The organism is Streptomyces sp. NPDC001222, assembly GCF_042896945.1.
Classification (GTDB): domain Bacteria; phylum Actinomycetota; class Actinomycetes; order Streptomycetales; family Streptomycetaceae; genus Streptomyces; species Streptomyces gibsoniae.
In genome coordinates this window covers 150,401-171,921 of sequence record NZ_JBIAXT010000004.1, presented here as the reverse complement: position 1 = coordinate 171,921, position 21,521 = coordinate 150,401, and the positions used below count along the sequence as shown (strand labels likewise).

17 protein-coding genes and 2 pseudogenes are annotated in these 21,521 nt (G+C 72.0%); 13 read left to right on the top strand and 6 right to left on the bottom strand.

What is annotated here, in order from left to right; translation table 11 throughout:
- Nucleotide 1 precedes the first annotated feature (1 nt).
- Nucleotides 2–841, bottom strand: a complete 840-nt coding sequence (locus tag ACFY2Z_RS08210) for an SDR family oxidoreductase (protein ID WP_390743352.1) — start codon at nt 839–841, stop codon at nt 2–4.
- A gap of 314 nt (nt 842–1,155) precedes the next feature.
- Between ACFY2Z_RS08210 and ACFY2Z_RS08205 the strand changes: the two are divergent.
- The 4 genes and pseudogenes from ACFY2Z_RS08205 to ACFY2Z_RS08190 form a co-directional block, all read left to right on the top strand.
- Nucleotides 1,156–1,536: pseudogene (locus tag ACFY2Z_RS08205) on the top strand (trehalase-like domain-containing protein); the annotation flags it as partial.
- Between the two features lie 155 nt (nt 1,537–1,691).
- A complete protein-coding gene (locus ACFY2Z_RS08200; protein ID WP_390743351.1) occupies nt 1,692–2,621 on the top strand; it encodes a cyclase family protein in 930 nt (309 codons plus the stop codon).
- A 14-nt stretch (nt 2,622–2,635) separates the two neighbouring features.
- A pseudogene (locus tag ACFY2Z_RS08195) lies at nt 2,636–3,765 on the top strand (GMC oxidoreductase).
- 105 nt (nt 3,766–3,870) lie between these two features.
- Entirely contained in the window at nt 3,871–6,042 is a 2,172-nt protein-coding gene (locus tag ACFY2Z_RS08190) for a hypothetical protein (protein WP_390743350.1), read from the top strand.
- Nucleotides 6,043–6,156: 114 nt separating this feature from the next.
- Here the strand turns inward: ACFY2Z_RS08190 and ACFY2Z_RS08185 are convergent, their stop codons facing one another.
- Genes ACFY2Z_RS08185 through ACFY2Z_RS08170 form a run of 4 tightly spaced genes read right to left on the bottom strand, consistent with a single transcriptional unit; the run spans nt 6,157 to nt 10,988 of the window.
- On the bottom strand, nt 6,157–7,299 hold the full coding sequence (locus ACFY2Z_RS08185; RefSeq protein WP_390743349.1) for an XdhC family protein: 1,143 nt from the start codon (nt 7,297–7,299) through the stop codon (nt 6,157–6,159).
- Nucleotides 7,292–9,430, bottom strand: coding sequence for a xanthine dehydrogenase family protein molybdopterin-binding subunit (locus ACFY2Z_RS08180; protein WP_390743348.1), 2,139 nt, complete (start codon nt 9,428–9,430; stop codon nt 7,292–7,294). Before ACFY2Z_RS08180 ends, ACFY2Z_RS08185 begins: the two co-directional genes overlap by 8 nt.
- Nucleotides 9,427–10,419, bottom strand: coding sequence for an FAD binding domain-containing protein (locus ACFY2Z_RS08175; protein WP_390743347.1), 993 nt, complete (start codon nt 10,417–10,419; stop codon nt 9,427–9,429). Before ACFY2Z_RS08175 ends, ACFY2Z_RS08180 begins: the two co-directional genes overlap by 4 nt.
- A complete protein-coding gene (locus ACFY2Z_RS08170; protein ID WP_390743346.1) occupies nt 10,416–10,988 on the bottom strand; it encodes a 2Fe-2S iron-sulfur cluster-binding protein in 573 nt (190 codons plus the stop codon). Before ACFY2Z_RS08170 ends, ACFY2Z_RS08175 begins: the two co-directional genes overlap by 4 nt.
- A 289-nt stretch (nt 10,989–11,277) precedes the next feature.
- Between ACFY2Z_RS08170 and ACFY2Z_RS08165 the strand changes: the two genes are divergently transcribed.
- Both ACFY2Z_RS08165 and ACFY2Z_RS08160 read left to right on the top strand, forming a co-directional pair.
- Nucleotides 11,278–11,856 (top strand): TetR/AcrR family transcriptional regulator, encoded by a 579-nt coding sequence (locus ACFY2Z_RS08165; protein WP_390743345.1) that lies wholly within the window; start codon nt 11,278–11,280, stop codon nt 11,854–11,856.
- A 75-nt stretch (nt 11,857–11,931) separates the two neighbouring features.
- The gene (locus ACFY2Z_RS08160; RefSeq protein ID WP_390743344.1) at nt 11,932–12,672 is read left to right on the top strand and encodes a class I SAM-dependent DNA methyltransferase; all 741 of its coding nucleotides are present in this window, start codon (nt 11,932–11,934) and stop codon (nt 12,670–12,672) included.
- Between the two features lie 86 nt (nt 12,673–12,758).
- Here ACFY2Z_RS08160 and ACFY2Z_RS08155 read toward each other — a convergent pair whose 3' ends face one another.
- On the bottom strand, nt 12,759–12,974 hold the full coding sequence (locus ACFY2Z_RS08155) for a DUF4177 domain-containing protein (RefSeq protein WP_390743343.1): 216 nt from the start codon (nt 12,972–12,974) through the stop codon (nt 12,759–12,761).
- Between the two features lie 372 nt (nt 12,975–13,346).
- Between ACFY2Z_RS08155 and ACFY2Z_RS08150 the strand changes: the two genes are divergently transcribed.
- The 7 genes from ACFY2Z_RS08150 to ACFY2Z_RS08120 are packed head-to-tail and all read left to right on the top strand — an operon-like array spanning nt 13,347 to nt 21,454.
- Nucleotides 13,347–14,606, top strand: a complete 1,260-nt coding sequence (locus tag ACFY2Z_RS08150; RefSeq protein ID WP_390743342.1) for an ATP-grasp domain-containing protein — start codon at nt 13,347–13,349, stop codon at nt 14,604–14,606.
- Between the two features lie 3 nt (nt 14,607–14,609).
- Nucleotides 14,610–15,854, top strand: coding sequence for a lysine N(6)-hydroxylase/L-ornithine N(5)-oxygenase family protein (locus ACFY2Z_RS08145; RefSeq protein WP_390743341.1), 1,245 nt, complete (start codon nt 14,610–14,612; stop codon nt 15,852–15,854).
- On the top strand, nt 15,851–16,201 hold the full coding sequence (locus ACFY2Z_RS08140) for a cupin domain-containing protein (protein WP_390743340.1): 351 nt from the start codon (nt 15,851–15,853) through the stop codon (nt 16,199–16,201). The genes ACFY2Z_RS08145 and ACFY2Z_RS08140 overlap by 4 nt, the downstream gene beginning before the upstream one ends.
- Nucleotides 16,194–17,288 (top strand): NAD(P)/FAD-dependent oxidoreductase, encoded by a 1,095-nt coding sequence (locus tag ACFY2Z_RS08135; protein WP_390743339.1) that lies wholly within the window; start codon nt 16,194–16,196, stop codon nt 17,286–17,288. Before ACFY2Z_RS08140 ends, ACFY2Z_RS08135 begins: the two co-directional genes overlap by 8 nt.
- On the top strand, nt 17,285–18,916 hold the full coding sequence (locus ACFY2Z_RS08130) for a class I tRNA ligase family protein (protein WP_390743338.1): 1,632 nt from the start codon (nt 17,285–17,287) through the stop codon (nt 18,914–18,916). Before ACFY2Z_RS08135 ends, ACFY2Z_RS08130 begins: the two co-directional genes overlap by 4 nt.
- Nucleotides 18,913–20,166: an acetyl-CoA carboxylase biotin carboxylase subunit family protein gene (locus ACFY2Z_RS08125; RefSeq protein WP_390743337.1), complete on the top strand. Its 1,254-nt coding sequence runs from the start codon at nt 18,913–18,915 to the stop codon at nt 20,164–20,166. Before ACFY2Z_RS08130 ends, ACFY2Z_RS08125 begins: the two co-directional genes overlap by 4 nt.
- The gene (locus tag ACFY2Z_RS08120; RefSeq protein ID WP_390743336.1) at nt 20,159–21,454 is read left to right on the top strand and encodes an MFS transporter; all 1,296 of its coding nucleotides are present in this window, start codon (nt 20,159–20,161) and stop codon (nt 21,452–21,454) included. Before ACFY2Z_RS08125 ends, ACFY2Z_RS08120 begins: the two co-directional genes overlap by 8 nt.
- Nucleotides 21,455–21,521 lie beyond the last annotated feature (67 nt).

Here is a 21,521-nt window from a genome sequence, read left to right as displayed (position 1 = left end):
TTCAGCCTCCGGTGGCGAAGCCGGGGAAGAGGGTCATACCGCCGTCGACATAGAGGGTGGCGCCGACGACGTAGTCGAGCAGGTCGGAGGCCAGCACGCCGACCGCCCGCGCGATGTCCTCCGGCACGCCCACCCTGCCGTACGGGATCAGCTCCAGCAGGCTCGTCTCGGCCTGGGGGGTGTCCCAGGCGCTGCGGTTGATGGGGGTGCGGATCGCTCCGGGCGCGACTCCGTTGACCCGGATCCGCTGCGGTGCCAGCTCCTGGGCCATGGTCTCCATCAGCATCTGGACGCCGCCCTTGGAGGCCGCGTAGTTCACATGACCGGCCCAGGGGATCACCTGGTGCACCGAGCTCATGCAGATGATCTTCCCGGCGGACGACGACACCTCGGGGACCACACCCCTGCGCAGGAACTCCTTGGTCACCTCCCGCGCGCACAGGAACTGCCCGGTGAGATTGACGTCCAGGACCTTCTGCCACTGTGCGAGGGTCATGTCCGTGAGGCGGGCGTCCCGCTGCAGACCGGCGTTGGCGACCAGGATGTCGACCGTGCCCAGCTCCTCCACCATGCGGGACACCATGCCGACGACCTGGTCCTCCTGGGAGACGTCCGCCCGGTGGGCGTAGGCGCGCACCCCGAAGGCCTCGATCTCCCGCACCACCTGATCCGCGGAGTCGGCGTCGGAGACGTAGTTGACGACGACGTCGGCGCCCATCCGGCCCAGACCGACGGCGGTGGCCTTGCCGATCCCGGAGTTGGCGCCGGTGACCAGCGCCTTCTGCCCCTTCAGAAGCGGAATGCTGCCGGTCCTCTGAGCCTCGTCCACGCTGGTGCCCACGCTCGCCTCCAGTCGGTACCGCCCCGGAACGCGGCCGGGACCGCCTCTGTTCTCCGGCCGGTCACCCCTGACCGCACCACTCGACCACCCATGACCACACCACCTCGGGCGGCCCTCAGCGCGCCGCGAAACCCGACTCGGGCGCGCCTTCACTCCTTCGGCGTCCGCTGCTTCGAGGTCTCCGCGTCAGCGGTCACTCCTCGGGCGTTGCGGAAGGAGGCCGTGCGACAGGGCGGTGCGGCGGGTCACCGTCCGGGCTCGCGACCGCCCGTACTCGCCGCGCGCACCCTCGCCTCATGAGCCACATTGGGACCATGGATCGCTATCCGCCGATCGCCGATCACGGACTGGTGGGTGATCTGCAGACCGCCGCCCTGGTCTCCGCTCAGGGTGTCGTGGGCTGGTTCGCCGCGCCGCGTTTCGACTCGCCCAGTGTCTTCGCGTCCCTGCTCGGCCACGACCGCGGAGGCTACTTCCGGCTGGCACCGGTGGGCGGGGACGGCGGAACCTGGCGGCAGCTCCACTACCCGGACAGCGCCGTGCTGGTGACCCGGTTCATGTCGGCCGACGGCGTGGGCGAAGTGATCGACTGCATGCCCCTCGACCGTTCCCACCGGGCCACCGACCGCCGCACCCTGGTGCGGGCCGTACGGACCGTGCGCGGCACGGTCCGCTTCGCCGAGGAGATCGGCCCCGGCGGCGAGCAGTTGGGCAACTTCCCCCAGGCCTTCACCCATCTCTCGCTCATCATGGCCGCCTCGTCGCTCGACGACGGCCTCGACGAGGTCGCCGACCGGTCCTGTCTCCAGCCGGACGACGAGAAAGCACCGCCATGGCGCATCACCGCGGTATGACCGATCCCCTCACGCTCGGCCTGGACGACTTCGAGGCGCTGTACCGGCGCCTGCGCGGCGCGGCCGGCGCCGGTCCCACCCCCCGAGGGGCACTGGACCGGATCACGCCGGAGCTGATTCGGCGCGCGGCGGGCGAAGTCCGCACCGGACGCGCCGTGTCGATGGCCGCACCGGTGGAGACGCGGCAGGAGCCCGACTGCCCCGATCCGGCCCGGCACTGGCTGACCGCCCCGGCCCCGCCCGAATCGCCCGCCGACGGACTGCACTTCGCCATGGACCGGCTGGCGATGAACATGCACAGCAACGCCGACAGCCATCTCGACGCGCTGTGCCATGTCATCTGGGAAGGAACCCTCTACGGCGACACACCGCCGAGCACCCTCACGCCGTCCGGAGCCACCGCGCTCTCCGTCGACCTGGCACGCGACGGCATCGTCGGACGCGGAGTCCTGCTGGACGTCCCCGGGCTGCACGCGGTGCCGTGGCTCGAACCCGGCGCCCAGGTGACCACCGAGGACCTCGTGGCCGCGGAGGCCGCGCAGAACGTCCGGGTGGAGCCGGGAGACCTGCTGTTCGTGCGGGTGGGTCACCGCCGGCGGCGCAGGGCCATGGGTCCCTGGGACGTCGCGCGCGAGCGGGCCGGTCTCCACCCCACCGCGATGGAGTTCCTCGCCGAGCGGCAGGTCGCGGCCCTGGGCTGCGACAGCAACAGCGACGCCGCGCCCAGTGCGATCCCCGAGGTGGCCTTCCCGATCCATGTGCTCGCCGTGCACGCCATGGGCATCCACCTGCTGGACTATCTGCAGTTCGAGGACCTCACGCCGCTCTGCGCCGAACGGGGGCGCTGGTCCTTCCTGTGCGTCGTCGCCCCGCTCCGGGTCCCCGGGGCCACCGGATCCCCCGTCAATCCGATCGCCGTCCTGTAAGGGGGAGCCGGAACATGTCCGACGACCGGCACTACGACGTCATCGTCATCGGATCCGGCGCGGGCGGCGGCACTCTCGCCCACCGGCTGGCCCCCACCGGCGCGCGCGTCCTCATCCTGGAACGCGGGGACTACCTGCCGCGGGAACGCGACAACTGGGACTCCTCCGCCGTCTTCGTCAGGGCCAAGTACCGGGCACCCGAGGTCTGGTACGACCGGCACGGCAACGCCTTCCCACCGGAGGTCAACTACTACGTCGGCGGGAACACCAAGTTCTACGGCGCGGCTCTGTTCCGCCTGCGTCCCGAGGACTTCGGCGAACTGCGCCACCACGACGGCATCTCCCCCGCCTGGCCGCTGGACTACACGGACTTCGAGCCGTACTACACCCAGGCCGAGCACCTCTACCGGGTGCACGGCCGCCACGGGGAGGACCCCTCCGAGGGGCCGGTGAGCGCCCCGTACGCCCATCCGCCGGTCCGGCACGAGCCCCGGATCCAGCGGCTCAGCGACGATCTGGAGAAGCAGGGGCTGCACCCGTTCCACCTTCCCATGGGGGTCGATCGCTCGGCGGCATCCAGATGCTCGGCAAGTCGGACGCCGAGCAGATCCGCGCCGAGGCTCCGCACTGGGCCGCTCTCGCCGCGCCGGACCTGCCCTTCGAGACGCTGGCCCACCATGCCGTCGACTTCTGGCTCTGTGGAGAGGACCTGCCCCGGCCCGACAACCGGGTCACCCTGGACCACGAGGGCGGTATCCACCTGGCCCTGGACGAGCGGAACAACATCGCCGGAGTCGCGCGGCTTCGGCACAGGCTGCAGGGGATGCTCAGCAGTCTGGGCATGCACCGGAACCATCTGCTGCCCCACAGCCTCTATCTGCACAAGGGCATGCCCATCGGCGCCACCGCCCATCAGGCCGGCACGGTCCGCTTCGGCGACGATCCGCGCAGTTCGGCCCTGGACATCCACTGCAAGGCCCACGACCTCGACAACCTCTATGTCGTGGACACGAGCTTCTTCCCCAGCATCGGAGCCGTGAATCCCTCCCTGACCGCCATCGCCAACGCGCTGCGCGTCGGCGACCACGTCGCCGAACGCCTCGGTGCGCGTCCGGCACGCCCTGCCACACGGGCAGCACCCTGAGCACATGGACGATCGGCCTGACGCACAATCAACTTCCGGTACGTGGGCGACCCGGGTCGAAAAACCCGAATGCACCGCCTCGCACGACCATGGAATCATGCGGCGGTGATCCACCGTCTCGAACCGCTGGTCGTCCGGCACACCCACCGCCTGCCCTCCCCCACGGGGCCCTCGGGAAAGGGCGACGTCGCAGCGCGGCAGTTCGACGCCGCGCTGATGTCCGTGGGCTTCAAACTCTCGGCGGACCTGCTGGAGCATCTGTCGGCGCTGTCCGAGGGCACGGTCGTCGACGCCGCCGTACGCACCCTGGCCACCGTCCGGGAGATGGTCGGGGACCATGTACGCCACAACGTCTACTTCATCGACTTCCCGGCCAACGTGCCCGACACCTTCGACTTCTGGATGGGCTGCATCGCCGGGGCGCTCGACGACTACACCACGCGCGAGCGCACACAGGCCCAGCTGGAGAGCGGTGTGCTGGACCTGCTCACCCTTCCGTCCTACGGCAACTACCGTCACACCTATGCCGAGATGCTCGCCGCCCATGACGAGCTCATCGCCGCGGCGGGCGACCGTATGACGGTGCTGCGGCGGGGCGGCGGCCTGGCGGACGAGGTCACCGCCTTGTATCTGGCGCTGGCCGGCAGCCCCACCCCGCTCGGCGACGACGAGCTGGAGGACCTGCGCGTGCTCGCCGGGCACTGCGCCGAGGGTCCCCAGCCGGAGGCGATACCGGTCCGGGAGATCCGCGCCGTCGTCAACCGGGCACGTCTCCAGGCGGGCGCGGACCTCCTGCTCGACACCGTCACCGATGTGCTCCGGCTGGCCTGTGCGCTCTCGGACGGCGATGTGACCCTGCGGGAACCGAGCCGGTTCCGCACACTGCCCCGCCCGGTCCGTCGCACGCTGCTCGCCGGACTCGACGCCGTCGTCGCCGCCGCCCCGGCCAAGCTCGCCGATGTGGCGGCGCACCGCGAGGCGTGGAAGCGCCTCGGCGAACGCCTCCACCCGCACGAGTACCCGGACCGGCCGCATGCCGCCGAGGTGTTCGCCGTCGCCCGGGGTGACAGGACCGTGCGGTCCTTCGACAGCCGGGTCGAGGAGCTGCTCGCCCGGTACGACGTCATCGCGGCGACGGAGTTGCTCAAGTCCGCGCCGGGCAAGCTGTTCCGCGCCGTGGACCGCCTGCTGCGCACGGCCGGCACCCAGGCCGAGCGCGACGCGGTCGTGGCCGCCGCCGAGGAGGTCGCTCCCCTGGTCTCCGGCCGCGTGGTGCTGTCGGTCCGTGAGCACCTCCACAACCGCGCCGCGCAGACCGGCAAGCGGCGCGTCTTCGTCAATCGTCTCGGCCGTGCCCGGGTCGTCCCCGACACCCGGTCGGCGGTGCGGGCCCCGGAATGCACTCGTCTGATCGCCGCTCTCGACGCCGAGACACGCCGGCGCCTCCCGGCCACCGGCCACCTCCTGGTCGACCCCGACGTCCTGGACGTCGCACTCCCGCTCAGCGGCCGGGCGACCACGTCCGGCCTCGGCGTGCTGCCCCGGGGTTCCGTGTCTCCCGTCGACGGCGAACTGCTGCGCTTCTTCGTCTACTGGAAGCAGACGGCACACCGCACCGACTACGACCTGTCGGCACTGACCCTGAACTCCGACTACTCGACCCGGTCCTGGCTGTCCTACACGCACCTCGCCGCCGTCGACGGCGAGCACTCGGGCGACGTCACCGACGCCCCCGACGGCGCCTCGGAGTTCATCAACCTGCGGCTGGGCGCCGTGCGCGGCACCTTCATCGTCCCGCAGGTCCACATCTTCGCCGGGGAGGGCTTCGACGAGACGGAGGAGTCGTTCTTCGGCTTCATGCTGCGCGACGCCGAACAGCGGGGCCGGCCGTTCGAGCCGCGCACCGTGCGCATGAAGTCCGAACTGCGCGGCCCCGGCCGGGTCGCGCTGCCGCTGGCGTTCCACCGCGGCCGTGACGGCCGGTGGCACGCCAGATGGCTGCACCTGTACCTCAAGGGCGAGCCGTCGGCCAACCGGGTCGAGGAGCACCGGGTGTCGGTCGCGACGCTGCTGCGCGGCATCATGGAGCGCGCTCCCCTGACGGTGCGGTACCTCACCGACCTGATGGCCGAGGGTGCCACGCGGGTGACGGTCTGGGACGGCGCGACGGTCCCGGACGGTCCCGTCACCTTCATCGGCCTGGAGCAGCCCGAGGGGCTGCCTCCCGGCTCCCGGATCATCACCCCGGGAAATCTGCGCGACCTGATCCCGGACTGACTGCTACCGTTGATCGTGGTGAGGCCATGAGGGGGCTTCCTTCTCAATTCCCTTTGATGCCAGTCCCTTCGCTCTCCTCGCCCTCGACGTTCGCGCGGCAGCACCCCGGGCCCCTCAGGCGGCCTCGGCGCTGCCGCGCGTGCTGACGTCACGGTGGATCGGCGTCCCCGAGCCGGTCAGCGGGACGCCGCTGCCGCCTCGCCGGGCCGCCACGATCTCCGCCGCTATGGACAGTGCGGTCTCCTCCGGCGTACGCGCGCCGAGATCGAGGCCGATCGGGGACCGCAACCGGGCCAGCTCCCGCTCGCTCAGGCCTGCTTCACGCAGCCGCCGGGTGCGATCCTCGTGCGTGCGGCGCGAGCCCATGGCGCCGACGTAGGCGACGGGCATCCGCAGAGCGGCCTTCAGCAGCGGTACGTCGAACTTGGCGTCATGGGTGAGCACGCACAGGACCGTGCGTTCGTCGGTCGCGGTGCGCTGGAGACAGCGGTGCGGCCAGTCCACCACGATGTCGTCGGCCTCGGGGAAGCGGGCTCGCGTGGCGAAGACGGGGCGGGCGTCGCACACGGTCACGTGATAGCCGAGGAACTTGCCCACCCGCACGAGCGCCGCGGCGAAGTCGATCGCGCCGAAGACGATCATGCGGGGCTGTGGCACACGCGACTCGACGAACAGGGTGAGACCGCCGGGGCAGTGCGATCCGTCCTCCGAGAGGTCGACCGTGCCGGTGCGGCCTGTGTCCAGCAGCGCCCGGGCCTCGGCCGCCGCCGTCCGGTCCAGCTCAGGATGGCCCCCGAGGCCGCCGTCACCGGATCCGTCGGAGCGGACCAGCAGGGCCCCGCCGAGAAGTTCGGCCGGTCCCCGGACGATCCGCGCGAGCGCCACCGGCTCACCCTGTACGGCCGCCGCCAGCGCCGCGCGGAACACCGCCGTGGCGGGCGCCTGCGCATCGACCGGGGTGACCAGGACATCGATGACGCCGCCGCAGGTCAGGCCGACGGCGAAGGCGTCCTCGTCGCTGTAGCCGAACCGTTCGAGGACGCTCTCGCCGTCGCTCAGCGCCTGGCGGCACAGCTCGTACACCGCTCCCTCGACACAGCCGCCGGAGACCGAGCCGATGACCGTTCCGTCGCTGTCGACGGCGAGCGCGGCGCCGGGGTCGCGCGGTGCGCTGCCGCCGACGCCGACGACGGTCGCCACGGCGAAGGACCGGCCCTCGTCGCTCCAGCGGTTCAGCTCCTCTGCGATGTCAAGCATGTGTCGCTCCGTCGGCGGCCGACAGCACGCGGTCGGGCCGGATGGGCAGGTTCCGGTGGCGGACGCCGGTCGCGTGCCAGACCGCGTTGGCGATCGCCGCCGCGGCGCCCACGATGCCGATCTCGCCGACGCCCTTGATCCCGACCGGGTCGTCCGGGTCCGGGTCGTCGATCCAGTCGGCCTCGATGAGCGGCACGTCCGCGTGTGTGGCGACGTGATAGCCCGCGAGGTCGGCTCCCACGTGGCCGCCCGTGGCCCCGTCCCGGACCGCCTCCTCGTGCAGCGCCATGGAGATGCCCCAGATCATGCCTCCGACGAACTGGCTGCGCGCGGTGAGCGGATTGACCACCCGGCCCGCCGCGAAGACACCGAGCATGCGCCGCACCCGTACCTCGCCGGTGGTGACGTCCACCGCGACCTCGGCGAACTGCGCCCCGAAGGAGTGGCGTTCCTTGCGCGCGAGGGCCCCGATGGCCGCGGAGGTGTCGGACCGCACCGTGATCCCCTCCGGGGGGATGCCCGCCCCGAGAGCGAGCCGTTCCCGCAGCTCACCGGCCGCGGTCTGGACGGCCCAGGCCCAGGAGCGGGTGCCCATCGAGCCGCCGGCGATCATCGCCGGACCGAAGTCGCTGTCCCCGATCCGCACGCGGACGCGCTCCGGCGCCACGTCGAGCGCGTCGGCGGCGATCAGCATGAGCGCGGTCCGTGCGCCCGTTCCGATGTCCGAGGCGGCGATCCGCACGGTGAAGGTGCCGTCGGGCTCCGCCGTGAGGGCCGCCGTGGACGGTCCGGCTCCCGACGGGAAGGAGGCCGCCGCGGTGCCCGTGCCGAGCAGCCAGCGCCCGTCGCGGCGCAGGCCGGGCCGCGGATCCCGGTTCGCCCAGCCGAACCGCCGGGCGCCCTCGCGGAAGCAGGCGAGCAGATTGCGGCTGCTGAACGGCAGTCCGGACAGGGGGCCCCGCTCGGGCTCGTTGCGTACGCGCAGCTCGATCGGGTCGATCCCGCACTTCTCGGCGAGTTCGTCGAGCGCTGCCTCCAGCGCGAACGACCCGGGTGCCTCGCCCGGCGCCCGCATCCAGGTCGGGGTCGGCACATCGAGCCGGACGACCCGGTTGGCCGTGTGGTGGGCGTCGGCGTCGTACATCACCCGGGCCGGTGCGGCGCCCGGCTCGACGAACTCGTGCACGGTGGAGGTGAGGTTCAGACAGCTGTGTTCCAGCGCGCGCAGCCGTCCGTCGGCGTCGGCGCCGAGCCTGAGCCGCTGTGTCGTGGGACTGCGGTAACCGGCCAGGGAGAACATCTGACGGCGGGTCATGACGACGCGGACCGGGCGCTGGAGGACGGTCGCGGCCATCACGGCGCCCACCTGGTGGGCGCGGACGCCCTTGCTGCCGAAGCCTCCGCCGATGTGCTCGGACCGCACCCGCACCGAGTCCGGGTCGAGCGAGAACAGCTTCGCGAGTTCCCCCGCGACCCAGGTGGTGCCCTGGTTGGAGTCGACGACCTCCAGCCGGCCACCGTCCCAGTGGGCCGCCGCGGCGTGCGGCTCCATCGGGTTGTGGTGCTCTTCCGGGGTGGTGTACTCGGCGTCCACGACGACGGCGGAGGCGGCGAGCTCGGCCTGGAGGTCGCCCTTCTCCGCCACCCCCGGCGTGTGGCCCTCCACCGGGTACGCGTCCGGGTGTCCGGCGAAGAAGGCGACGTCGTGCGGTTGCTGCTCGTAGTGCACCACGAGTGCCTCGGCGGCCTCCCTGGCCTGCTCGGGCGTCTCGGCGACGACCAGCGCGACGGGCCAGCCCAGGTACGGCACCCGGTCGTTCTGGAAGAGGGCCACGCTCGGGTCCGGCCGGGATCCGAGCATGCCGACGAAGTCGCTGTCGACGCGTGGCGCGTTCTCGTGGTGCAGCACGGTGAGGACGCCGGGCATGGCGAGGACGGGGGCGGTCTCGATCGAGCGGACGCGGCCGCGGGCGACGGTGGACAGGACCAGCCAGCCGTGGGCGAGCCCGGCGAAGGGGATCTCGCCCGCGTAGCGGGCCGCCCCGGTGACCTTGTCCCTGCCCTCCACACGGGTGTGCGGCGTGCCGACGGAGCCCCGCGTCGTCGTGGTGCCGGTCGTGGCGGTGGTCATCGGTCGGCCTCCTCGGCGAGTTCGGTCAGCACGGCCACCACGAGATTGCGCATGAGCATGACCTTGTATCCGTTGTGGGGCAGCGGCTTCGCCGCCGCCAGTTCGGCGTCCGCCGCGGCGGCGAACGTCTCGGGGTCGGCCGGTGCCCCGGTCAGCACCCGCTCGGCCGCGCGGGCCCGCCAGGGCCGCGACGCGACCGCGCCGAAGGCCAGGCGCGCCTCGTGCACCAGACCGTCGCGCACGTCGAGCGCGGCGGCGATCGAGCCGATCGCGAACGCGTACGAGGCGCGCTCGCGCACCTTGCGATACCGGGAGCGGGCGGCGACCGGGGCGGGCGGCAGCGTGACGCCGGTGATCAGCGCGCCCGCCGGCAGCGCGGTCTCCCGGTGCGGGGTGTCGCCGACGGGCAGATAGAACTCACCGAGCGGCAACTCGCCCGGCCCGTCGGCGGTTTCGTACGAGACCACGGCGTCGAAGGCGGTCAGCGCCACGCCCATGTCCGAGGGGTGGACGGCCACACAGTGGTCGGAGGCGCCCAGGATGGCGTGATTGTGATGCTCGCCCTCGACGGCGGGGCAACCGCTGCCGGGACGGCGCTTGTTGCAGGGGCGGGACACATCGGTGAAGTAGCCGCAGCGGGTGCGCTGGAGCAGATTGCCGCCGACCGTGGCCATGTTGCGCAGTTGCCCGGAGGCACCGGCGAGCACGGCCTGCGTCAACGCCGGGTAGCGCGTGCGGATCTCGGGGTGGGCCGCGAGGTCGCTGTTGGTGACGGTCGCGCCGATGCGCAGCCCGCCCTCCGGTGTCGACTCCACCCGGTCCAGGGGGAGTTCGCGTACGTCGACGAGTCGGGCGGGCCTCTCGATCCCGGTCTTCATCAGATCGACGAGGTTGGTGCCGCCCGCGAGGAAGCGCGCCTCCGGGTCGGCCCCGAGCAGGGCGACCGCACCGGCGACGTCGGACGCCCTCTGATAGCCGAACTCCCTCATGCCACCGCCTCCGCGGCCTCGTCGGCCTCGGCCCGGACGGCGGCCGCCCGGGCGACGGCCTGGACGATCGACACATACGCGCCGCAGCGGCACAGGTTGCCGCTCATCCGTTCCCGGATCTCGTCGGCTGTCAGCGTCGGTGGGCCCGCTTCGGGGCGTACGTCGTCGGTGACGGCGCTGGGCCAGCCCGCCGCGTGTTCCTCGATCACCGCGATGGCCGAGCAGATCTGGCCCGGGGTGCAGTAGCCGCACTGGTAGCCGTCGAAGTCGAGGAACGCCTGCTGCACCGGATGCAGCCGCTCGCCCTCGGCCACCCCTTCGACGGTGGTGATCTCACGACCCTCGGCAGCCACCGCCAGCTGCAGACAGGAGACCGCTCGGCGCCCGTCGATCAGAACCGTGCACGCACCGCACTGTCCCTGGTCACAGCCCTTCTTCGTACCGGTCAGATCGAGCCGCTCACGCAGGGCGTCGAGCAGCGTGGTGCGATGGTCGGCGGTCAGCTGGTGCTTCTCGCCGTTGATGTTCAAGGTGATGGCGCTGTACGTCGACGAGGGGGCTGGGGCCATGATCAGCCTTCTTTCGCATATCCGGGTTCCGGAAGGCGTTCGAGGTGGGGGGTCCGGCGGTCAGACGGTTCAGGAGACGGTGAGTCGGCCCTTTTGAGGGGGCGAGGTGCTTCGGAGACGTACCCGATACGCGGCAGGAGTGCCGACGGTCACGGACCCTGCCGTTCGCATCGACGGCGTCCGCCGCTATGGTGGAGCTAACCGGACAGCTGTCCGCTATTGCAAGAACTTAACGGACAGCTGTCCGCTTAGCAAGACCGGGTTCGGCCAGGGCCTGGAAGGAGGACGAGTGCGGCAGAAGAAGGACGCACCCCAGCGCTCGGACGCACAGCGCAATCGCGAGCGCATCCTGGAAGTGGCACTGGTCGAACTGACGCGCTGCGCGGACGCCCCGCTGAGCGTGATCGCCAAGAAGGCGGGTGTCGGGCAGGGCACGTTCTACCGCAACTTCCCCAACCGCGAGGCGCTCGTCCTCGAGATCTACCGCTACGAGATGCAGCAGGTCGCCGACAGCGCGGCCCAGTTGCTCGGCTGCCGGGAACCCGAGCGGGCACTGCGTGAGTGGATGGACCGCCTCGCGGAGTTCGCCATGGCCAAGGCCGGGCTGGCGGACGCGATCCGCCTGGCCACCAGCGCCCCGGGCAGCCAGGCGAAGCCGGGGCACGCCCGGGTGGCCTCCGCAGCGGAACTCCTGCTCCGCGCCAACGAGGAGGCGGGCACGATCCGCCCCGGAGTCACCGCGGACGACTTCCTCCTGGCCATCGCGGGCCTCTGGCAGATCGACCCCCGCGGCGACTGGCAGCCGCGGGCCGCCCGGCTCCTGGACCTCGTCATGGACGGTCTGCGCACGGGCGCACCGGGTCGGTGAAGGTCACCGCGCCCGCTCCGGCGGCTCGGTAATCGAGTGGACAGCGCTTCGTCGCGCCCCTCACAGTGGTCGCTCGTGACGAGTAGTGAGCTGTGGACCCGTGCGACCGCCGACCGCTATGACGCCGAGGAGACCGAGATGTCCTCGGCCGCCGTCCTCGGACCGACTCTCGACTTCCTCACCGAACTCGCCGGAGACGGCCGGGCACTGGAGTTCGCGATCGGAACCGGACGCGTGGGTGTCCCCCTCCGGGAGCGCGGCGTACCGGTGGCGGGCATCGAGCTGTCCGAGCCCATGGCAGCGGTCCTGCGGCGCAAGCTCGACGAGAACACGCTGCCCGTCGTCATCGGGGACATGGCCACGACGGTCGTCCCGGGCGAGTTCACCTTGGTCTATCTCGTCTACAACACCATCTCGAACCTGCTCACACAGGACGAGCAGGTCGAGTGCTTCCGCAACGCCGCACGCCATCTGGCGCCCGGCGGCCGGTTCGTCATCGAGCTGGGCGTGCCGCCGCTGCGGTTCCTCCCGCCCGGCCAGGTGGCGGTGCCGTTCGACGTCTCCGAACGGCACCTCGGCTTCGACACCTTCGACCTCGTCCAGCAGATTCTGGTCTCGCACCACCTCACCCGCGACGGCGACGCGGGCCACTACCGCCGCGACAGTTCCCGGCACCGCTACGCCTGGCCTGCGGAACTCGACCTGATGGCCCGGATCGCGGGGCTCGAACCGGAACGCCGCGTCGCGGACTGGGACGGGACACCGTTCACCGAGGACTCCACGAAACACATCTCCGTGTGGCGCAAGCCGGCCTGAGCGACCCCTTGCGGCATCCGCCTCCCCGAAAGGTCGGCTGTACAGCGGTGACGGCCGTCCCTCAGGACGGCCGAAGACCGCGACCGCTACTGGCGCGGCCGTTCGAAGGTGAGCAGCAGGCCCTCGACCGCTCCGGGCCCGATGCGGCCCTTGACGTCGGCTGCCGTCATCGCCTTCAGCCCCCAGCCGTCCTCAGCGTGCTTGTTGAGGACTTTCTCCAGCTTGTCGGCATCCAGGGCATCGCCGATGAGCGACTCTCGGAAGGTGACGACCTTGTACTCGTACGTGTAGGGCTGGCTCATGACTGCGGGGTTCTCCTGCCAAGTGGGTGCTGCGGTTGCCGGGGCCAGTCAATCATCGTTCGACACCGACCGGGCGGCGAGGTTTTGCGGTCCGGGGCCGGCCTGTGGCCACGGGCCCCGTTCGGAGCGCAGCCGGCCTGCGCCGGGCGGGGACCGCACCCGCGCAACGCCCGAGAAGATGATGACGAACGAGCGGTCCAGCGACGGAAGATGTCCTTCCGTTCACCTCAACAGCCAGCAAATGCTTGCCAGATGAGTGTGATCACCGTCATTTCTACGGTCAGGCATTGACGGGTTTACAAGGTCACGGATACAAATCGGTGCACCCCCGCACCAATCCAGCCCCTTCTTCCGTGACCCGGAGATGCCGTCTTGTCCTCAGCTTCCCTGCCGCAGGCCCCTCGCGTCCTCGTGGTCGAACCGGCCTCCTCGGGCGGCACCACCCTGATCGGCGTCGCCGCCGAGTCGGGACTGCGTGTCGTCGTCGCCAGCGCGGACGCGGGTGACCGCACCCTCTCCGATGCCGTACGCACCGCCGCCGAGCGGGTGTTGACCGTGGAGACCAACGACCAGGCGGCCCTGGAGGCGGCCGTGCAGGAGGACCACGAACGGGAGCCGTTCGACGCCGTACTGGCCGGTTCCGACATCTACGTCGCGGTCACCGCCCGCGTGGCCCACGCCCTCGGCCTGCGCGGACTGCCGGTGGACACCGTCGAGCGCGTCCGAGACAAGAGCGTCATGCGGGCCGCTGTGGCCACCGCCGGACTGCGCACCCCGCGCTTCGCCGAGGCGACCACCGAGGACGAACTCCGCGCCGCAGCCGAGCAGGTCGGCTTCCCGTGTGTGCTGAAGCCCGTCGCCTGCTCCGGCAGCATCCATGTCAGCCGTGCCGACACATCGGCCGAACTGTTTGCCGCCTTCCGCCGGTTGGTCACCGACCCGGTGCCCGACATGGGCAAGCTCCACGAACACCGGGTCCTGGTCGAGGAGTACGTCGAGGGACCCGAATTCAGCGCCGACGGATATGTGCGGGACGGCGTCACCACCGTGGTGACACTCACCCGTACCCTGCTCGGCCCCGAGCCCGACTTCGTCGAGATGGGCCACCTCACCCCGGCCGACGTCGACGTCGCCACCCTGAAGACGGTCGAGTCCTACGTGGCCGAGGTGGTGACCGCCGTGAACCTCACCTCAGGACCATTCCACTGCGAACTCCGGCTGGCCGCCGACGGGCCCGTCCTCATCGAGATCGGCGGCAGGCTCCCCGGCGACCGCATCGTGGAGCTGGTCCGGCTGGTGAGCGGGGTCAGCCTGCCCAAGGTGGCGCTGGCCGACGCGCTCGGCGTGGACCCCGCCGACATGGGCGCGTTCGCCGAGGCGGAAGCCGCGGCCGCCGGCATCCGGTTCTTCGCCGCCGAGAAACTCGCCGTCTTCCAGGAGCTGGCCGGCTGGCAGCAGGTCACCGCGCTGCCCGAAGTCACCGAGTCCGCGCTCTACTTCGCGCCGGGCGACGAGATCCCGCTCGCCCGGGACTGCCGCTCCCGGCTCGGCCACGCCCTGTTCACAGCCGACTCCCCGGCACAGGCGCTGTCCCGCTGGCGGCACCTCGGCGACACCGTCACGCCGAGCTGACCCATGAACGATCACACAGACACACACATACTCGACTACGTCGCGGTGGGCGTCGGTCCGGCAAACATGAGCCTGGCCGCCCTGGCCCATCCGATCGACGGCCTGCGCGCCCGGCACCTGGAACGCCGGGAGAGTTTCTCCTGGCATCCCGGTCTGCTGCTGCCCGAGGCCACCCTCCAGGTGTCCCCGCTGAAGGACCTGGTCACGCTCGTCGATCCGACCAGCCCCTTCTCCTTCCTGTCCTTCCTCGCCGCGCACGGCCGCCTCTACCGGTTCCTCGCCGCCCAGTTCCCCGCCGTCCTGCGCGCCGAGTTCAACCAGTACCTCCAGTGGGTCGCCGGACAACTGCCCGCCATCGTCTTCGGCGCGGAGGTGCGCGAGGTCGATTTCCACTCGGGCGCCTTCCGGGTGCGCACGGCCGACGACGAGTCGGCCGCCCGGCATCTGGTTCTCGGCACCGGCCCGACCCCGAACGTCCCCGTACAGTTCCGGGAACACCTCGGCAAGACGGTCTTCCACTCCGGCGAGTTCCTGCCGCGGCTGCCCGACGTCACCGGCCTGCGGGTCGCGGTGGTGGGCGGCGGCCAGAGCGGCGCCGAGGTGGTGCGCCACCTCGCCGCCGCCCCGGCCGCGCCCGCCACGATCACCTGGATCAGCCGGCGCCCGTCGTTCCAGCCCATGGACGACTCGCCGTTCGCAAACGACCTCTACACCCCCGACTACGTACGCCGTTTCCACGCCCTGCCCGACGACGAGAAGGCCCGGCTGCTGGAACTGCAGACGCTCACCAGCGACGGCGTCGACCTGCCCATCCTGCGCGACATCCACCAACTGAGCTACCGGGCGGACTTCCTCGACGGCACCCCCGGCCGGCTCCGCTTCCTGCCGGACACCGACGTCACCGCGCTCGCCGGCACGGACGGCGACTGGAAGCTGACACTGGACGGGCAGGGCGGTGACACACCGACCGTGGTCGGCGCGGACATCGTGGTGCTGTGCACCGGATACGGCTACCGGATCCCCGACTTCATGGCCCCGATGCTGCCCCTGCTGCACCGCTCCGGCCAACACCTGGAGGTCCAGAAGGACTTCTCCGTCGCCTGGGACGGGCCCGTCGGGCATCGCATCTACCTCCAGAACGGCGCCCGGCATGCCTGGGGCGTCGCCGACCCCAACCTGAGCCTCCTCGCCTGGCGCAGCGCGGTCATCCTCAACAGCATCCTGGGCGAAACGAGGTACCCGGTATGACCACGGATCCCACCCCGCACATCCCCTTTCTCCCGGCCGAGGTCGAGGAGGACGGGGTCACGGTCGCCGACGCGGACCTGGCCAACTCCATCGTTCCGCAGGCGCCGTTCAAGATGGCCAGGTTCACCGTGCCCGCCGGGGGGACCAGTTCGCCCGACGTGCACGCGGTCCAGGAGATCTGGGTCGTACGGGCAGGCACCGGCACCCTGGTCGTCGACGGGACGCGCACCGCGCTGCGCGCCGGATCGGTCGTCGGCTTCCCCTCGCACGCCGTGCACGAGGCCTTCGCCGACCGGGGCGAGGACCTCGACGTCCTCTCGCTGTGGTGGGACGCGCCCGATGCGTGACACCTCTTCGGCAGGGCCCCACGACCTCGCCGTCGTCGGCACCGGCGTCATCGGCGCCCTCACCGCCTACTACGCCTGCCTTCGCGAGCCCGGTCTGCGCATCCTGCTGGTGTCCCACGGCTCCCGCGAGCACGGCGCCACCGCCCTGTCGGCGGGCTTCGACACGCTGACCGGGCGCGATGCCGCCCACCGCGAACTGGCCCTGCGCAGCACCGAGTTGTTCAAAGAGCTGGCCGGGGAACTGCCCGGGCTGCCGCGCCGGGACCTGGCGGTGCGCTGGGTCGTCGCCCGCACCGGTGCGCGGGCCCTCGACGCCACCCTCGCCGACGGCAGCCGCACCGCGCCCGTCGACGAGGGACACCGCCAGGCGCTGAGCCGGGTCTTCCCCGGCCTGCGCGTCGGCGGCGACCAGGTCCTGCTGTCCTCCGCCCCCATGGCGGTCGGCGGCCCCCGGGCCCTCGCCGACCGGCTCCTCGACCACGTGCTCGGCCGCCCCGGCAGCATGCTCGCCGAGGGTTTCCGGGTCACCGGGATCCGCCGCGACGGACGTCGGCTGGAACTCACCGCCTCCGACGGCTCCGTCCTCACCGCCCGCCGGGCCGTCGTCGCGCCCGGCCCCTGGGCACTGGACGGGCCCGTCGCCGACGCGGCCCGGGCCCGCGGCGCCCGGGTGAAGAAGGTGGTGGCGTTCCACGTCCTCACCCCGCCCCCGCCCGGGGCCCCCGCCCTCGTGTTCGAGGACGACGACGCCTTCCTGCTGCCGGACGAACCGGGCGGCCGCTGGATTCTCAGCATCACCTCACCCGACTGGGACCGGGGCCCCGACGGCCCGTTGGCCATCGGCCCGCACGACCGTGCCCTCGCCCTGACCCTCCTCGAGCGTCACGTGCCGGGATTCGTGCCCCACCTGACCGGGGGCCGTGTCTTCAGTGACTGCTTCACGCCCGGCCACCTGCCCGTCGTGGAAACCGCCGGCGACCCCGACGTCGTCATGGCCATCGGCGGCTCGGGCTCCGGCTACCGGCTCGCCCCCGCCCTGGCCGAGCACGCCCTCACCCTGCTGTACGGGAGAACCACCGCGCCATGAGCACCCTGCTGACGACCGGGAGTCACACCCCCCGGCACTACCTGCTCGTCCCGCCCGAGGCCACCCCCAACGGCCCGCTCCACCTCGGCCACATCGGCGGCCCGTTCCTGTGGTCCGACATGATCGCCCGCCATCTGCGGGTCCGGGGCGATCTGCCCCTGGTGATCACCGGCAGCGACGTCTACGAGTCCTACGTCACCCTGCGCGCCCACGCGGAGGACACCACCCCGACCGAGGTCGCTGCCCGCTACGGGCGGCGCATCCAGGACGACCTCGCGGCGATGGACATCGGCGTCGACGCGTTCATCACCCCCGACCAGGAGCCGTGGAAGGAGCAGTTCGAGGCCGAGGTCACCGCCTGCCTCGCCCGCCTGGACGAGCGCGGCGCCGTACTCACCCGCACCGAACGCGTCCCCTACTGCGCCGACTCCGGCCGCTGGGTCGTGGGCGGCTGGCTCCAGGGCCGCTGCCCCGAGTGCGGGGCCCAGGTGGCCAGCTACTTCTGCGAGGAGTGCAGCGCGCACTTCCTCCCCGAAGCCGTCCTCGACCCCTGTCCGCTGCTCGACGAGGGCCCGCTGACCTGGCGAGAGATCACCAGCCGCTTTCTCACGGTGCCCGCCACCGGCGTCCTGGACAGTGTCCTCGCCGAGCGGGGCATCGCCCGCGGCTACCGCGACACCGTGGCCCGCTTCCTGGACCGGGACGGCCTCACCATCCGGCTCACCGCGCCCCAGGAGTGGGGCCTGGCCCTGCCCGCACCTCAACCCGGCGTGCCGCACGCCCTGTTCCCGTACGCCGGCATCCTGATGTTCGCCCGGCTCGCCGGCGCCGTGCACGGACAACTGTCCGGCACCGGCGTCAACGCGTTCGACCCGGACTCAGGCGTCACCACCATCACCACCCTGGGCATCGACAACGTCATCCCCACGCTGGTCGGCATTGTCGGCACCAGCCTCCTACACGGAGGCATGAAGCCCTACGACCGCTGCCTGATCAACCACTTCTACCAGCTCGCCGGCCGCAAGTTCTCCACCAGCGCCCGGCACGCGATCTGGGCCGCCGATGTGGCCGCCGCACCGGCGCTGGACGTGGACGCCGTCCGCTACCACCTGGCCCGGGCGGACCTGGAGGCCGGTCCGGCCAGTTTCGAGCCGGAGGACTTCCTGGCCACCGCCCGCAGCGCACTCGCCGACGACCTCGGCAAGCGGATCGCAGACGCCTTCCGGACCCTGCCGCCCACCGCTCCCGCCGCACCGTCCACCACCCTGACGGCCCGTCTGGACGCGCTCCTGGCCGAGCAGTCCGCCGCCCTGGACGGCACCCGGATCTCCACCCGCCGCGCTGTCGACGCCTTCGACGCCTGGGCCGCCGACACCGCCGCCGCCGAGGTCGACGCCTACTGGTGGCTGAAGGGCCTCGCCCTCCTCGGTTTCCCCGTCATGCCCGGCCTGGCCGAGCGGATCTGGCACCTGCTGGGCGGTACCGGCGAGCCGCGCGCCCGCACCTTCCGCGCCGCCACCCGACCCCTGCCCGGCGCCCGGACCCGGATCCCGACCCTGTCCCGGCCCGAGGCGGCGGAACTCGCCGCCTGCCTGCCCGCCACCCTGCGCCCGGAGAACCGAACGTGACCGACGCCCCCCTGTACGTCGTCCTGAATCGCTCCGGCGACGAGTTCGGCGAGTACCACCGCTTCCTCGACGGCGCGCCCGCCCGGATGGTCTACCTGACCACGCCCGGCGGGCTGCCCGCGCTGGACCAGGACGGCGCCACCGAGCTCCACGTCCTGGACAGCCTCGCCCACGACGACGTGCTGCCCCTCGTCCGGGCCGTCACGAACCGGCACGGACGGCCCGCCGCGGTCTTCGGGCAGTCCGAGTACGACATCCTCACCGCGGCCCGGCTGACCGCCGACCTCGGCGTCACCGGCGGCTACGGCCTCGACCTGGTTGGCCGGTTCAAGGACAAGCCCACGATGAAGCAGGCCGTCGCCGAGGCGGGCGTACGGGTGCCCCGCTTCCGCAACCTGGACGACGCCCCCGACGCCGCCGCTCTCCTCGCCGACCTCGGCGAGGAGTTCCCGCTGGTCCTCAAGCCCCGCTCGGCGGCCGGTTCGCAAGGCGTCCAGGTGGTCCGCACGCGAGCGGAGCTGGCGGCGGCCCTCGACGGCCTGGACCCGGCCGCCCACGAGTGCGAGGAGTACGTCGACGGTGACATCCTGCACGTGGACGGCGTCTACCGCGCGGGCGCCCGCCACTTCGCCAGCGTCTCCCAGTACGTCAACACCTGCCTGGACTACACCCGCGGGCTGCCGCTCGGCTCGGTCCTGCTGGACGACGGCCCCGAGCGCGATCGGGTCACCGCCTTCGCGGACGACTGCCTGCGTGCCCTCGGACTGGCCGACGGAGCCTTCCACCTGGAGGTCATCCGGCGCCCGGACGGCGAACTCGTCTTCCTGGAAGTCGGGTTGCGGCCCGGTGGCGCCCAAGTGCCCTTCCTGCATGCCGACCTGTACGGCATCGACCTGTTCGCCGAGGCCTTCCGCGCCGCCATCGGCCTGCCACCGCTGTGGCACGGCTCCCACGAGCCCGCCGCAGGCGGCTGGCTGATCTACCCGGCACCCGACCGGATTCCCGCCCGGATCAGCGACCGTTCCGACGCGCCTGACGGCATCGCGGAGCTTTATCACCATGAACTCCCGCCCGTCGGCAGGGTGTTCACCACCCCGGGCAGCTACGACGAGGGAACCGGCATCTTCCGCTTCCGCGGCGCGGACGCCGCGTCGGTCCACCGGGCCGTGCAGACGGTGCTGGGTGAGTACCGGGTACGAACGGAGCCTCAGGGCCACCCGGCGGCCGCGCCCGGACGGCACGATGGCTGACCCGCGCTCGTCGGGCGTCCTGCGCGACTGGATCCGGCAGTCGGTACCCGCCCCGGGGGCCGCCCGTCGGCTCGGGCTGCTCACCCTCATCCAGTCCGTCGGCCTCGGGGTCTTCATCACCGCCAGCGCCGTGTTCTTCACCCGCACGCTCGGCATTCCCGCCCAGCGCGTCGGCCTCGCCCTGTCCGTCGCCGGGCTGTGCGGCCTCCTGTGCACCGTACCGATCGGCCGACTGGCCGACCGCCTCGGCCCACGCCCCGTACTGATCGCGAACTTCCTGCTGGCCTCGGTCTGTTTCGTCGCCTACTGCCTGGTCCGCGGCTTCGCCGAGTTCCTCGCCCTGGCCTCGGTCGTCGCCGTGCTGGAGACATCGGCGGGCGGCCTGCAGGCCTCGCTGACGCACGCCCTGATGGGCGGCGGCGAACGGGTGCGGGTCAGCGCGCAGATGCGCAGCCTGTTCAACCTGGGATTCCTCGGCGGCGCCGCGCTGGCCGGGATCGCGCTCTCGGTGGGCACTCCGGCCGCGCTGTACGGCACCGTACTCGCCAACGCGGCGCTCCAACTGGTCTCGGTGGCCGTCCTGTGGTCGACGCGTCCCGCCCGGACGGCGGAGCCGTCTGTACCCGCCGACAAGCCCCCGGCTGACGACGAGCCCCCGCGCCTGTCCCGCAACTCGGCCCTGCGCGACATCCGTTACGTCGCCGTCGCCCTCGTCTGCGGTGCGTTGGAGCTGTACCAGCCGCTGCTCACCGTCGGCCTTCCGCTGTGGATCGTCACCGCCACCCACGCGCCCACGCCGATGGTGTCCGGCATCCTCATCCTCGACACCGTCCTCGTCCTGCTCTTCCAGGTCGCCGTCAGCCGGAACGCCGAGACACCCGCCGCGGCCGCCCGGATGCTGCGCCGGGCCGGTCTCTGGCTCGCCCTCGCCTGCCTGGTGTTCCCGCTGAGCGCCGGCCGCGGCGCCGTGCTGGACTCGGCCGTGCTGCTGGGCGGCGCGTCGGCCCTGATACTGGGCGAGCTGTACCAGGCCGCCGCCGGCTGGGGCCTGGCCTTCGGGCTGGCCCCGGCCGGCCGCCAGGGCGAGTACCAGGCGGTGTTCTCCCTCGGACGAGGCCTGCAGCAGTTCGCCGGTCCCTGGCTGATGACCTCGCTGGTGGCCGGCACCCACGGCACCGGCTGGCTGGTCCTGGCCGCCCTGTTCGCCGCTCTGGGCCTGCTGGCCCCGCCGCTCGTCCGCGCGAGCGGGCGCTCCGGCGACCGCTGCGCCCCGGTGACCACACCCTGACCCACCACCCGCTCTCCGGGCCGGTACTTTCCACCGGTCCACCGCACCACACGTTGGGAACGAACCA

Bases quoted from the DNA above. Each gene is read 5' to 3' on its own strand.
- ACFY2Z_RS08155 (WP_390743343.1), bottom strand. From the start codon at position 12,974: ATGAGCCAGCCCTACACGTACGAGTACAAGGTCGTCACCTTCCGAGAG.
- ACFY2Z_RS08200 (WP_390743351.1), top strand. From the start codon at position 1,692: ATGACCGATCCCCTCACGCTCGGCCTGGACGACTTCGAGGCGCTGTAC.
- ACFY2Z_RS08170 (WP_390743346.1), bottom strand. From the start codon at position 10,988: ATGGCCCCAGCCCCCTCGTCGACGTACAGCGCCATCACCTTGAACATC.
- ACFY2Z_RS08175 (WP_390743347.1), bottom strand. From the start codon at position 10,419: ATGAGGGAGTTCGGCTATCAGAGGGCGTCCGACGTCGCCGGTGCGGTC.
- ACFY2Z_RS08120 (WP_390743336.1), top strand. From the start codon at position 20,159: ATGGCTGACCCGCGCTCGTCGGGCGTCCTGCGCGACTGGATCCGGCAG.
- ACFY2Z_RS08185 (WP_390743349.1), bottom strand. From the start codon at position 7,299: ATGCTTGACATCGCAGAGGAGCTGAACCGCTGGAGCGACGAGGGCCGG.
- ACFY2Z_RS08135 (WP_390743339.1), top strand. From the start codon at position 16,194: ATGCGTGACACCTCTTCGGCAGGGCCCCACGACCTCGCCGTCGTCGGC.
- ACFY2Z_RS08180 (WP_390743348.1), bottom strand. From the start codon at position 9,430: ATGACCACCGCCACGACCGGCACCACGACGACGCGGGGCTCCGTCGGC.
- ACFY2Z_RS08145 (WP_390743341.1), top strand. From the start codon at position 14,610: ATGAACGATCACACAGACACACACATACTCGACTACGTCGCGGTGGGC.
- ACFY2Z_RS08140 (WP_390743340.1), top strand. From the start codon at position 15,851: ATGACCACGGATCCCACCCCGCACATCCCCTTTCTCCCGGCCGAGGTC.
- ACFY2Z_RS08130 (WP_390743338.1), top strand. From the start codon at position 17,285: ATGAGCACCCTGCTGACGACCGGGAGTCACACCCCCCGGCACTACCTG.